Source organism: Pseudomonas phytophila, assembly GCF_025643095.1.
Lineage (GTDB): Bacteria > Pseudomonadota > Gammaproteobacteria > Pseudomonadales > Pseudomonadaceae > Aquipseudomonas > Aquipseudomonas quasicaspiana.
This window is the reverse complement of sequence record NZ_CP081201.1, coordinates 850502-863799: the sequence shown is the minus strand read 5'-3', so window position 1 is coordinate 863799 and position 13298 is coordinate 850502. Positions and strand designations below refer to the sequence as shown.

Genomic DNA, 13298 nt, shown 5'->3' with positions numbered 1-13298 from the left:
CTATTTGAATTCCAACGCCAAAGCGGCACACCAGGTTTCGCCACGCGAGCCAATTGGGCTCAAAGTCAGTGCTCGACCTTGCGCATGCGGCCTAATGGTAATGGTCAGGTCAGGCTTTGGCAAAAAGCCTGCACCGAGCTGGGGCCACTCGATCAAACAAAGTGCATCGCCTTCCAGGTAATCGCGGATCCCCAGGTACTCCAGCTCCTCTGGGTCAACCAATCGATACAGGTCAAAGTGGAATACACGAACCGGGCCTATTTCATAGGGTTCAACCAGGGTGAAGGTCGGGCTCTTGACCGCACCTTCGTGCCCGAGGCCACGGATGATGCCCCGCGAAAGCGTGGTTTTACCTGCCCCCAGATCACCTTCCAGAAAAATCACGCCTACCCCTTTCGTGACCTCGGCAATGCGCTCACCAAAGTGGGTCATGGCCTCTTCACCGACCAAATGCAGCGTTAACTCAGACACGGTTGCTGCTCCTCCAATAACTGACGAATGGCTGGAATCAAATCACTGGCCGCCAGACCACGGCCCGCTTCGCCCAAGCGCTGCCCGGCGCTGGCATGCAGCCAGACCGCCAGACACGCCGCATTGAACGGCTTCATTTTTTGCGCCATCAATGCGCCGATCAGCCCGGCGAGCACGTCGCCCAAACCAGCGGTCGCCATGGCCGGATGGCCGCGATCACAGAGCATCAACTGACCGTCGACATCAGCGATCAGGCTACCGCTGCCCTTCAATACACAAACCGCCTGGTACTTATCGGCCAGCGCTCGCGCAGCAGCAGGGCGGTCCGCCTGGATTTGTTTAGTCGTCACCCCCAGCAAGCGCGCAGCTTCGCCGGGATGCGGGGTAATGACGCTGCCCTCGGGAAGCGAAACAAAACCTTGTGCCAATTGGTTAAGGGCATCGGCGTCCCACACTTGCGGAAGTTGAGCGTTGGCGGCGGCTGAAAGCAAGCTGCGCCCCCAGGAACCTTGACCCAGCCCGGGGCCTGCCACCAGAACACTGGCGGGTTCAATCAATGCCATTAACTGGTTGGCAGAACGGATAGCCGCGCTCATCACTTCGGGCATGCGAGTCAATGCAGCAGGAACATGTTCGGGTCGGGTCGCCAACGTGACCATGCCTGCGCCACTGCGCAAGGCACTTTCAGCGCTCAGCAGACAGGCCCCGCCGAAACCATGATCGCCACCAATGACCAGCACTCGGCCATACAGGCCTTTATGAGCAGTACGAGGGCGTGCAGCCAGACGCGGCAGATTAAATGTATCAAGACGAGTCGCGCTGCGAGTGGTCTTGGCGACAATGGCCGGATCAGCCTGCAGATCGTCAAACACCAGCTCGCCAACCAGGTCCGCCGCATCACCGGTCAGCAGGCCGAGCTTCAAGCCTATATAAGTCACCGTCAGATCGGCTCGCACCGCGACGCCAAGGATACGTCCGGTATCGGCGCTTAGTCCGGAGGGAATATCCACCGCCACGACCGGCAAGCCGCTGGCATTAATCGACTCGATTGCCGCCGCGTAGGGCTGGCGAACTTCGCCGTTCAAGCCAGTCCCAAGCAGCGCATCCAGCACGATGCCGCGCAATGATTGATCGGCCCACGGTTGAACATCGAGACCCGCAGCTATTGCCGCACCATAAGCGTCAGCGGCATCGCCAGTCAGTGTGGCGGGATCGGCGACGCTGAACACATGAACATTCCAGCCGGCCTTTTGCGCCAGCGTCGCAATCAGATACCCGTCGCCAGCGTTGTTGCCGCGCCCGGCCAGTACGCTCAATTCCCGCCCCTCGGGCCAGCGTCGACGCAGCGCGCGCCAAGTCGCATGGGCGGCCCGTCGCATCAATTCACTGCCGCACGTTCCCGCAGCAATGAGCTGTGCGTCCAGTTCGCGGACCTGCGCGGCGCGGTACAGTGCGTCGGGTAATTGGGGATTCGTGTCGACCATGCGTTTCTTGGCTCCGATGTCTGGCAGAATTATACGCACCTCCACCCGGTTTCTCCTTGCGCATGCCCGTTATTACTGTTGATTCGCCCAATACTGTTGACCTCGCCTCCCTTGCTCAATCGATCAAGGAGTGGGGCCGCGAGCTGGGCTTTCAGCAAGTCGGGATTGCCGGGCTGGATCTCGCCGAACACGAGCAACACCTTGAGCGCTGGCTTGAGGCGGGCTATCACGGCGAGATGGACTATATGGCAGCGCATGGCAGCAAACGTTCGCACCCTGAGGAACTGGTGCCGGGCACCTTGCGGGTGGTCTCGTTGCGCATGGATTACCTGCCCGGCGACACCGAGATGACTCAGCGTCTGACCGAGCCGGAAAAAGCCTACGTGTCCCGATACGCGTTGGGCCGCGACTATCACAAGCTGATCCGCAAACGCGTGCAGCAACTGGCCGAACGCATCCAGCAGGCCATTGGTCCATTCGGCTATCGCGCCTTCGTCGACAGCGCTCCGGTGCTGGAAAAAGCCATTGCCGAACAGGCCGGACTGGGCTGGATCGGCAAGAACACGCTGGTGCTCAATCGCAAGGCGGGGAGTTTCTTTTTCCTCAGCGAGCTGTTTGTTGACCTGCCATTGCCCGAGGATCCACCTCACGCCACCGAACACTGCGGTCGCTGCACCGCTTGCCTGGACATCTGCCCTACCGCTGCATTCGTCGGGCCTTATGTGCTGGATGCGAGGCGCTGCATTTCTTATCTGACCATTGAACTGAAAACCGCCATCCCGGAGGAGTTACGTCCGCTGATTGGCAACCGGGTGTTCGGTTGCGATGACTGCCAGATCGTTTGCCCGTGGAATCGCTTTGCCCGCCCCACCGACCAAAGTGATTTCCAGCCACGCCACAATCTGGATAACGCCGGTTTGGCCGAGCTATTCATGTGGGACGAGGATAAATTCCTCAGCAACACGGAAGGCTCTCCCCTGCGCCGGGCCGGTTACGAACGCTGGCTGCGTAACCTGGCCGTGGGGCTGGGCAATGCGCCATCGACGATCCCTGTGCTGGAGGCGCTAGAGGCAAGACGGGAGTATCCGTCGGAGTTGGTGAGGGAACATGTGGAGTGGGCGTTGCGTCAGCACCAACACCGCTGATCCGGGGCGAACGGTAGGACCGGCTTCAGCCGGGAGAGCAATATTACTGACGACAAATTGCGTCAGATGTACCGGCCTCCTCCCGGCTAAAGCCGGTCCTACGGTTTCCAGCAGCTCAATGCTCATCGCCCTTGTAGACAAACTTCGGCATGTTCCAGTTAAAGCGGATAGCCATTAGCCGCAGCAATAGACCGCCGAACAGGGTGATTAGGATGCTCTGCTCTTCTGGCAATTGCAGGTGCTGACACAGCAGAAAGCACCAGGCCGCGAGGAATGACACGCTGGCATATAGCTCACGACGGAATACCAAGGGGATGTCGTTGCAGAAGATATCCCGCAGGATGCCGCCAAATACGCCGGTGATTACGCCGCACACTGACGCCACCAGCAGACCGGTCCCGACTTCGAGTGCGGTCATCGTGCCGATCAGGGTGAAGGCCACCAGCCCCAAGGCATCGAGTACCAGAAACAGCGAGCGCAGATGGCGCATCAACGACGCAATGAAAATGGTCAGCAGGGCCGCAACGCTGGTCAGGATCAGATATTCGGGGTGCTTGACCCATGTCAGCGGGTAATGACCGAGCAACACATCGCGCACCGAACCGCCGCCAAGGGCTGTGACGCACGCGATCAGTACCACGCCAAACCAGTCCATGCCCCGCCGCCCGGCAGACAGCGCGCCAGTCATGGCTTCAGCGGTAATAGCGATCAGATAAAGCATCAACAACATGGCGGCAGTCCCTGCGACGAAGCCGCGCAGTGTAGGGCAAGCACCAAAAGAGGGCAAAGAGCGAAACTACCGATCACAACCAATTTCTGTAGGAGCTGCCGAAGGCTGCGAAACCGTCGCATCTGACACGCCGCAATCGCAGCCTTCGGCAGCTCCTACAGGAATGATGTAAGCATCAGCCTTTAATGAAATGCTCGCGATAGAACCGCAGCTCGGCGATTGACTCGCGGATGTCGTCCAGCGCCAGGTGGGTGCTGCCCTTCTGGAACTTCAAGTCAGGCGACCAACGGGCAGCCAGCTCTTTAAGCGTAGAAACATCCAGATTGCGGTAGTGAAAGTAGTGCTCCAGGGTCGGCATGTGCCGATAAAGGAAGCGACGATCCTGGCAAATACTGTTGCCACAGATCGGTGAACTGCGTTCCGGCACCCATTGCTTGATGAACTCCAGCGTCTGGGCTTCCGCTTCAGCCATGCTGATGACACTCTCGCGAACCCGCTGGGTCAGGCCCGAACCGCCGTGCTGACGGGTGTTCCACTCGTCCATTCTGGCCAGGGTTTCATCACTCTGGTGCACAGCGATGACCGGGCCTTCAGCCAGGGTGTTGAGTTCGCTGTCAGTGATGATCGTCGCCATTTCGATAATGACGTCGGTGTCCGGGTCCAGGCCGGTCATTTCCAGATCGATCCAGATCAGGTTCTGCTTGTTCTGCATATTGGGCTCCTCAGCGTAGGCACGCAGTTTAGCTCACCCCGCCGTGCTAGACTCCCCCGCGTTTACTTATCAGCTGCTTTATCACTCGGAACACCCATGGCCAAACGCCAACTCAATCGTCGTCAAAACTGGCGCATCGAAAAAATCCAAGGCGAGCGCGCTGCCCGTGCCGCCAAACGCGAATCACAAACCCTGGAAACACTTGAGGGCGGCGATCTTGGCCCCGAGCAGACCGGGTTGGTGATCGCTCACTTCGGCGTACAAGTCGAAGTGGAAGCAAAGGAAGGCGATCAGGCGGGTCAGGTTTTCCGCTGCCACTTGCGCGCCAACCTGCCTGCACTGGTGACCGGCGATCGCGTCGTCTGGCGCGCTGGCAATCAGGGTATCGGCGTTATCGTCGCGCAACTGCCGCGCACCACTGAGCTGTGCCGTCCCGACAGTCGTGGGCAACTCAAGCCGGTTGCCGCCAACGTCGATCTGATTGTCATTGTGTTTGCGCCGATGCCTGAGCCCCATGCCAATCTGATCGACCGTTATCTGGTGGCCGCCGAGCACGCAGGCATTCGTCCGCTGCTGCTGTTGAACAAGTTCGACCTGATCAACGAGCAGAACGCCCCGGCGCTCAACGCATTGCTGGAGGTTTACCGGACGCTGGGTTATCCGGTACTGGAAGTCTCTGCGCACCACGGCGACGGCATGCAACAACTGCAAGCTCAGCTTGACGGGCATATCAGCGTGTTCGTCGGTCAGTCTGGCGTCGGCAAGTCATCCCTGGTCAACAGTCTGCTGCCTGAAGTCGAAACCCGCGTCGGGCCGCTGTCCGAACTGTCCGGGCAAGGCACGCACACCACGACCACCGCCCGCCTGTTCCACTTCCCCCGTGGCGGTGACTTGATCGACTCCCCGGGTATTCGTGAATTCGGTCTGGGTCATGTAAGCCGTGCGGATGTCGAAGCGGGCTTCATCGAGTTCAACGACCTGATCGGCACCTGCCGATTCCGCGATTGCAAACACGACCGTGAACCGGGCTGTGCATTGTTGATTGCTCTGGAAGTAGGCCGCGTGCAACAACAGCGCATGAACAGCTATCGCTCGATCATCGCCAGCTTGCCGGAAAGCAGCTACTAGCTGCGCCTTGTAGGAGCTGCCGCAGGCTGCGAAACGCGTACTGTCTGGAAGAATGCCTTCGCAGCCTTCGGCAGCTCCTACAGATTTGCGGCCGACAAAAAAGCCCGGACTCTCACGAGTCCGGGCTTTTTACTTGCAGCTTTAGGCTTGTAGCTTGCGGCTAGAACGCTAGTTCTTCGTCTCATCCAGCTTCAACGTGCCGTCTTCAAACAAGTTCAGCTTTTGCCGAATCTCGTGCGGCTGGGCGTAGGCCTGTGGATCATCCGGCGGCTGGATTCTAGGATTGACAGGCGCAGCCGGTGCAGGCTCAGTGCCCGTGGCTTTGCCCTGGCCGCCCCTGTAAACCTGACTGCCTTCAATACGCTGCATGGCTTTCTTGGTGAGGACCATGATATCGATACGCCGGTTGACCGGGCTTTGCGGATGCTCGCCGTCATACAGCATCGACGATGCATAGCCGACTACCCGCGCCACCTGGTTTTCCGGGTAGGTGCCGGCAACCAGAGCGCGACGTGCCGAGTTGGCCCGATTAGCCGACAGCTCCCAGTTACCGAACTCGCCGTTACCCACATAAGGCTTGCCATCTGTGTGCCCGCTGATGCTGATTTTGTTGGGCACCGCTTTGATGGTATCGGCCATGGCCAGCAGAATGTCTTCGAAATAGGGCTTGAGGCGCGCACTGCCCAGGTCGAACATCGGCCGGTTATCAGCGTCTGTAATCTGGATCCGCAGACCATCCTGAGTAATCTCGAAATGGATCTGGTCCTTGAATTTCTGCAGTTCAGGATTCTCTTCGATCTTGTTCTGCAGCTCCTGGAGCAGCAGTTCCAGACGCTCTTGCTCGACCTCTTCCGCCTTGGCCTCCGCGGTCTCGGCTTCGATGGGCACAGTGTCCGGTGTCGGCGTGTTCTTGATTTCCGGGTTCAAGGTCTGATCAGGAGACATTTCCGGCGAGCCGCCCAGGTCAATCACATAGGGCGAACCACTGTCCGAGAACCCGACCGGATCTTTAAAATAACCGGCGATAGCGACTAACTGCTCCGGGGTTGCCGCAGACAGCAGCCACAGCACCAGAAAGAACGCCATCATGGCGGTTGCAAAGTCCGCGAAGGCGATTTTCCATGCACCACCGTGGTGACCGGCTTCATAGCGCTTGACGCGCTTGATGATTATCGGCTGATTATTTTCCATGACTCAGCGACCGCGAACCGCTTGTTCCAGCTCACTGAAGCTGGGCCGGTGCGCCGGATAGAGAACCTTGCGGCCAAACTCGACAGCCAGCGAAGGAGGCATGCCGGAGGCCGATGCCACCAGCGACGCCTTGATCGCCTCATAGACGTTGAGCTCTTCTTTGGCATCGTGGGCAAGGCAGCTCGCCAGAGGACCGAAGAAACCGTAGGCGGCAATGATACCCAGGAAGGTACCCACCAGCGCAGCGCCCACGTGGTTACCAATGGCAGCCTTGTCGCCGTCACCCAGGGAAGCCATGGTGATCACGATGCCGAGTACTGCCGCCACAATACCGAAACCGGGCAGGCCGTCGGCGATACCGGTCACGGCGTGGGATGGATGACCCAGCTCTTCCTTGATGCTCTGCAACTCCATGTCAAACAGGCCTTCCAGCTCGTGAGGAGCCATGTTGCCGGATGACATGATGCGCAGGTAATCACAGATGTAAGCGGTCATGCGCTCATCTTTCAGCACGCCGGGATACTTGGCGAAAATCGGGCTCGCCGACGCGTCTTCGATGTCCCCTTCAATCGCCATCATGCCTTCACGACGGCTCTTGTTGAGGATCTCGTACACCAGACCCAGCACTTCAAGATAGAAGGCGTGCGTGAAACGCGTACCGAACATCTTCAGTGACTTCTTCATGACGTGCATGGTCATGTAGCCTGGGTTGGCTTGCAGAAATGCGCCCAGACAGGCACCACCGATGATCAACACCTCGAAAGGCTGGATCAGCGCGCCAATCTTACCGTGAGAAAGTACGTAGCCTGCGAGAACACTCGCGAAGACGACGATGATGCCGATAATTTTAGCCATAGGTAGAAAGTACTTACTGAGTCGGGTTCAGGGACATGCGCGGAAGTTCATGAAACTCTTGTTCTACTTATCGGCATATGTGGGCCAGACTGTAGCCAGAAAAATCGAAAAGCCAGTTGACCGGTGAACGGGGGCCCGTAAATTAGGGTCTTACCCATTGATTTCGCAGTGTCCACTGCCTACATTTTCAGTCGCACGGGCCATGATGCATGCCTCCAGAAACGTCGCCACAGCTTCCCGTCCCGAACACGCTCGATGCGTGGCTCAAGCAATTGGACAGCATTGCATTGCCGGTCCCTCTGCCCAGCCACAATAAGGTCCGTAGCGCACTGAATGATAGCCGCCGCTCCCTGCGCGACATCGCCGACATGATGCAGGACAGCCCGGCACTGGTCCTGAGCGTGATGCGCGAAGCCAACCATCAAAGCACCGGTCTGACCGAACCTGCCGAAAGCCTCGAAGTGGCGATCACTCGTCTAGGCCTGGGGCGCACCGAAGTGCTGCTCAATCGCCTGCCCGCGCTGGAAAACGAGAAGATTCCGGCCACGTTCCGCCAGTTGCTACTGATCAGCCAGCACGCTACGCAGCAGGCCAACGGACTGTTCGCGGCTCGCCTTGCGCGGCTATGGCAGGATATCCATCTGGGCAGCCTGTTGTTTCTGGCACCACTGTGGCCAATGGCGCTGGCGCACCCGAAATTGCTGGAAGAATGGGAACTGCGGGTTATCCACAAAGGTGAATCTTCCCGCTCAGTGGAGAAAGCGCTGTTTGGCGTCAGTCTGTTAGAGCTCTGTATGGAACTGGCGACCTTGTGGCGCCTGCCTTTATGGGTGACTCAAGGCTACAAGCTACTGATCAGCGAGCGACGCCAATTGGTCAAGGCGCTGCATGTGGCTCGGGCTAATGACGATCCATTGCAACAGCAACAGTTGATGGACGCCGATCCAAACCTGCGTCGCTGGTTCAATCAACCCGCCAATACCGTATTGCTGGGCAACGGCCTGGCGCTGGCCGCTCAACAGGCATGGGACAGCCCGCACTGCCTGCGCTGGGAATTACTGAGCAGCCTGTACTTGCAGCAATCCATGGACAGCGTGCAGCAGCAGGCCCACCAGAACGCAGTCAGCAGTGCTCGCAACCACAATGACCCAATTCTTTGGCACCCTGCCGAAGCGCTGATCTGGCCGTGGGCAACCCGCCGGATTCATAGCAAGCTGCAAGCAGCGCCGCCGCCGTCGCCCGACGCCTTGCAGAGCTGGCGCAAGCTGTGCGCAGAATTGCTGGCCAACCCGAGCCCCTTCAGTAACGCCATGCACCTGACTACCACGGCGCGGGACGCTCTGGTGTCCTGCGGCATGGAGCGCGTGATGTTGCTGATGGCAGACAAGACCGGCACCCAGCTGCGCGTCCATCAGATCGCCGGGTTGAGGCCTGAAGCAACGTCGCTGGCGCTCTCTATAAAGGAAAGCACCGTTCTGCAGCGTTTGCTGGCACAGCCCACCCAACTGCGCATGACACCCGCCAACATCGATCAATTCTCGGCGCTGCTACCGGGCAACCTAAGGGCTTTATTCCCGGGCAAACACTGGCTGATCCGGTCTCTGAGCAGCAACAACAAGGTGTTGATGCTGGTGGTGGCAGATCAGGGCGGCGGGCAGTTCTCGGAAACCTCGGTGCAGGCATTCGGTAAAACCTGCCAATGCATCGAGCGGGCGCTGACGAGCTTTAGTAGTCGCAAAGCCTGACAGCTGGGCTACAATTCGCCTCTTTTTTTGAATTGGAGGCTGCACATGTCCGTCTTCTCTGGCTTGCCACTGGTTATCGAGCCAAGCGACCTGAAGGATCGCCTGGATGCTCCGGAACTGATCCTGGTGGATCTGACCAGCAGCGCCCGGTACGACGCCGGACACATACCCGGCGCGCGCTTCGTTGACCCGAAACGCACCCAACTCGGTCAGCCTCCAGCGCCGGGTTTGTTACCTGCCTACTCAGACCTGCAAGCGCTGTTCGGCGAACTCGGTCACAACGCCGATGCGGTGTACGTGGTCTACGACGACGAAGGCGGCGGCTGGGCCGGACGCTTTATTTGGTTACTGGATGTAATCGGCCACAGCCAATATCACTATGTCGACGGCGGCCTGCTGGCCTGGCAGGCCGATGGCTTGCCCTTATCCACAGCGGTTCCACCTTCGGCAGGCGGGCCGGTTGATTTGCAGTTGCATGACGAGCCCACCGCCACACGCGAATATTTGCAAAGTCGCCTGGGCGCTGCCGATCTGGCAATCTGGGACGCACGTGGCCCGCTTGAATACTCCGGCGAAAAAGTCGTCGCGGCCAAAGGTGGACACATTCCCGGCGCGATCAACTTCGAGTGGACCGCGGGCATGGATAAGGCGCGTGACCTGCGCATCCGTGAAGACATCGCCGAGATCCTCGACAGCCTGGGCATCACTGCGGACAAAGAAATCATTACCCACTGCCAGACACACCACCGGTCGGGTTTCACGTACCTGGTGGCCAAGGCGCTGGGTTACCCTCGGGTCAAAGGCTATGCCGGCTCTTGGGGCGAATGGGGCAACCACCCCGATACGCCAGTCGAACGCTGAAACCCTGTCCATTTTCAAGCATTACATTCAGGAATTTTGATGAAAGAGCGTCTGTTTATCCTCAGCCAGTACCTGCTGCCGCATCACCTGCTGTCACGCCTGGCTGGCTGTGTTGCCGAGTGCCGCGTGCGCTGGTTCAAGAATGCCTTCACCGCATGGTTCGCCCGCCGCTATCAGGTCAACATGTCCGAAGCGCAAGTCGAGGACTTGAGCGCCTATGAGCACTTCAACGCCTTCTTCACCCGTGCTCTGAAACCCGGCGCACGTCCGCTCGATGAAACGCCCGGTGCAATCCTCAGCCCGGCAGATGGCGCGATCAGCCAACTGGGCCGCATCGAACAGGGCCGTATCTTCCAGGCCAAGGGCCACAGCTTCAGCGTGCTGGAATTGCTGGGCGGTGACCCGGCGTTGTCGGCGCCATTCATGGGTGGCGAATTCGCAACTGTTTACCTGTCGCCCAAGGACTACCATCGCGTGCACATGCCATTGGCCGGTACCTTGCGTGAAATGGTGTATGTGCCTGGCCGAATCTTCTCGGTTAACCAGACCACAGCCGAAAACGTGCCTGAGCTGTTCGCCCGTAACGAGCGCGTCGTCTGCATCTTCGACACCGAGCGCGGACCGATGGCCTTGGTGCTGGTTGGCGCGATGATCGTTGCTTCCGTCGAGACGGTCTGGGCCGGCTTGGTGACACCGCCAAAACGCGAACTGAGGACTTTCCGCTACGACGAAGCAGCACGTGCGCCGATCCACCTGGAGAAAGGCGCAGAAATGGGCCGCTTCAAGCTGGGCTCCACCGCCATCGTCCTGTTCGGCCCTGAGCAAGTGAAATGGGCCGAGCAATTGACTGCGACTTCACCCGTGCGCATGGGTCAGGCCCTGGCATTGCCCGCACAGGTTTGAAACAGTAAATAGTGGCACTATGTGCCACTATTTATCATCAGGTGGTTGTACCATGGCTGTTTTCGCTTGAGCTTGAGCTGATAGATTCGTCTGCGGTTGCTGCGACTATTGGCCGATGCTGCTAGAGTCCCAACACCGGCCCTGTCGGAAACCTGCATTTTATTGATGTAGATTTCGGCACCCGTCGGGAACTGTTATCGCTGCATCGATTCAAAGCAGCCGCTTGGTCCCGAGCGGGCAGTTGGAGTTAGCCTTTCACATGAGTAATTTGAGCCTTCCTGTGTTGTTGCGTGTTCCCGCGCCAACGCAGTCGAGCCTGACATTCTGTGAAGCGACGCCCAAAGATCTCAAGCGTTGGATCTCAACGCTGCCTAAAGCAAACCTGGGTGAAACGGCTCGTCAGCTCTACCAAGGCCTGACTGAACTCAATCAACTGCTGACGCCCAGTGAAAATCGCCTGCAACTGCTTGAACTGCTGCGTCCCGAAGTGCATTTCGTCTGCAAACATCTGGAACGCCACTTTCTCAATCAGGCTGTGGTGCTTGACGAACGTCCGCGCAAAGTCGCCAATCTTTGCCAGGCGCTTCAAAACCATCTGGCGGTCGGCTACAAACTGATTATCGAGCGAGTCAGCTCAAGACTCAGCAGAGACCGCATCCCGCTACTGACCACTGCACTGCAACGTGCGATTCAGTGTCTGAACGGACCGCTGATTCGTGCCAATCAACTGTACTGTCCTGTGCAGGAAGGCCTGTGGCTCGAGCTGCACAAGATCTATCAGATTGCCTGCGAACATCAATTGCAGAATCTACCGGTGGCCGATGAACAGGCGATCCACTCCCGCTCGCTGACGGTGGAACAGACTTACACCATTGCGCTGCTGATGGGCTGCTCGCGCTGCAACCAGATGCGTCAGCTCAACATCGGTCGGCTTGCTGATGTGCTGGATGCCTGGAGCCCGTTTGTGCGGCTGCAGTCACCCACAGACGAAACCAGCCTGTATGCGCTTTCAGCCAGACAGGACAAACCGCCGCTCTACAAATCACTGTTTCCCGAAGACCAGCACCCTACCCTGCTGGGTCTTAACACTCAGACTTTAGCGGCGATGATCACCCGCTATCTGGAAACCCCTGTAGATCAGCGGGCACAGTCACCGCTGTTGGTTCCTCAAGGCTTTCCCCCTGACCTGCTGGAACATCTGGCTACTGCATGGGGCGATGTCGCAGAACGGACCTTTCAACGCACGCCCGGCCAGGGCACTCTGAGCCTGTGCATAGGCATGAGCGCACTGCATTTCTATCTGGGCGGCAAACGCTCTTTCAGTGACATGCTGCAAGTCCCGGCTACCAAAGCCGCCGAGTTCAGCCTGCAGGTCGTGGACGACAAAGCTGACGACCCTTGGGCCAGCGCTTTTGACACCCAGCGCGGTAACACCTCGGCGCTGATGCTGCCTTACGAAGAAATCCAGTATGAACAGCCTGACGCCGACGGAGTAGACGCGGCGTCCAACGCCCAGCAGACGTTCCCGACCTTTGACCTGAACATCGTTAACCACAGCCCTGGCGGCTACTGCCTTGCGTGGCCAAAAGAGGTGCCTCAGCAGTTGCAGGCCGGAGAGTTGGTCGGGATTCAGGATGATGCCGGTCAGGGCTGGAGTGTTGCTGTCGTGCGTTGGGTGCGCCAGGTGCGCAGCGGCGGCACACAAATGGGTATCGAGTTGATCGCGCCATTTGCCCAGCCTTGCGGCTTGCAGGTCGTCCGGCCTGAACTGAACAGCCCTTACATGCGCTCTTTGCTGCTGCCGGAAATTCGCGCGATTGAACAGCCGGCGACGATACTGGCACCGCGCTTGCCCTTTAAAGAAGGCAATAACGTGATGATCAATATTGCCGGAGAAGAACACAGCGGCCTGTTGGGACACCAACGCACCAGCAGCGGCAGCTACAACCAGTTCGAGTACGAGACCTTCGAACTGCCCGGCCAAACGGGCGGCGACACGCCAAAAGCGGAGCAGGAATTCGATTCGTTGTGGTCGTCACTGTAGAACTCCGACGTCCTCCCGGCGAAAGCCGG

The 13298-nt window shown here is 58.8% G+C and carries 12 protein-coding genes; 6 read left to right on the top strand and 6 right to left on the bottom strand.

Translation table 11 applies throughout. The features are described from left to right. Nucleotides 1–471 carry a tRNA (adenosine(37)-N6)-threonylcarbamoyltransferase complex ATPase subunit type 1 TsaE gene (gene tsaE, locus K3169_RS03665; protein WP_164581837.1) on the bottom strand — a complete coding sequence of 157 codons (471 nt, stop codon included), beginning with the start codon at nucleotides 469–471 and terminating at the stop codon, nucleotides 1–3. Then, entirely contained in the window at nucleotides 459–1955 is a 1497-nt protein-coding gene (locus tag K3169_RS03660) for an NAD(P)H-hydrate dehydratase (protein WP_263272212.1), read from the bottom strand. The genes tsaE and K3169_RS03660 overlap by 13 nt, the downstream gene beginning before the upstream one ends. Nucleotides 1956–2017: 62 nt before the next feature. Here K3169_RS03660 and queG point away from each other — a divergent pair, with 62 nt between their 5' ends. Further along, the gene (queG, locus tag K3169_RS03655) at nucleotides 2018–3100 is read left to right on the top strand and encodes a tRNA epoxyqueuosine(34) reductase QueG (RefSeq protein ID WP_263270012.1); all 1083 of its coding nucleotides are present in this window, start codon (nucleotides 2018–2020) and stop codon (nucleotides 3098–3100) included. A 115-nt stretch (nucleotides 3101–3215) separates the two neighbouring features. Here queG and K3169_RS03650 read toward each other — a convergent pair whose 3' ends face one another. Together K3169_RS03650 and orn are read right to left on the bottom strand one after the other, a co-directional pair. After that, nucleotides 3216–3830, bottom strand: a complete 615-nt coding sequence (locus K3169_RS03650) for a trimeric intracellular cation channel family protein (RefSeq protein ID WP_263270010.1) — start codon at nucleotides 3828–3830, stop codon at nucleotides 3216–3218. A gap of 175 nt (nucleotides 3831–4005) precedes the next feature. Next, on the bottom strand, nucleotides 4006–4542 hold the full coding sequence (gene orn / locus K3169_RS03645) for an oligoribonuclease (RefSeq protein ID WP_027898822.1): 537 nt from the start codon (nucleotides 4540–4542) through the stop codon (nucleotides 4006–4008). 96 nt (nucleotides 4543–4638) lie between these two features. Between orn and rsgA the strand changes: the two genes are divergently transcribed. Further along, nucleotides 4639–5670: a small ribosomal subunit biogenesis GTPase RsgA gene (gene rsgA, locus K3169_RS03640; protein ID WP_263270008.1), complete on the top strand. Its 1032-nt coding sequence runs from the start codon at nucleotides 4639–4641 to the stop codon at nucleotides 5668–5670. 168 nt (nucleotides 5671–5838) lie between these two features. Here rsgA and motB read toward each other — a convergent pair whose 3' ends face one another. Then, a complete protein-coding gene (gene motB, locus K3169_RS03635) occupies nucleotides 5839–6861 on the bottom strand; it encodes a flagellar motor protein MotB (RefSeq protein ID WP_099267763.1) in 1023 nt (340 codons plus the stop codon). A gap of 3 nt (nucleotides 6862–6864) precedes the next feature. Then, a complete protein-coding gene (gene motA / locus K3169_RS03630; protein ID WP_027898819.1) occupies nucleotides 6865–7716 on the bottom strand; it encodes a flagellar motor stator protein MotA in 852 nt (283 codons plus the stop codon). Between the two features lie 209 nt (nucleotides 7717–7925). On the opposite strand from motA, the gene K3169_RS03625 reads away from it, so the two are divergent. From K3169_RS03625 to K3169_RS03610, 4 genes are all read left to right on the top strand, one after another. Next, entirely contained in the window at nucleotides 7926–9461 is a 1536-nt protein-coding gene (locus tag K3169_RS03625; RefSeq protein ID WP_122395213.1) for an HDOD domain-containing protein, read from the top strand. A 45-nt stretch (nucleotides 9462–9506) separates the two neighbouring features. After that, complete coding sequence (rhdA, locus tag K3169_RS03620) at nucleotides 9507–10322, top strand: thiosulfate sulfurtransferase (RefSeq protein ID WP_263270004.1); 816 nt, start codon at nucleotides 9507–9509, stop codon at nucleotides 10320–10322. A 33-nt stretch (nucleotides 10323–10355) separates the two neighbouring features. Further along, complete coding sequence (asd, locus tag K3169_RS03615; protein WP_161628563.1) at nucleotides 10356–11225, top strand: archaetidylserine decarboxylase; 870 nt, start codon at nucleotides 10356–10358, stop codon at nucleotides 11223–11225. 259 nt (nucleotides 11226–11484) lie between these two features. Further along, nucleotides 11485–13269 (top strand): molecular chaperone, encoded by a 1785-nt coding sequence (locus tag K3169_RS03610; RefSeq protein ID WP_255885432.1) that lies wholly within the window; start codon nucleotides 11485–11487, stop codon nucleotides 13267–13269. Nucleotides 13270–13298 lie beyond the last annotated feature (29 nt).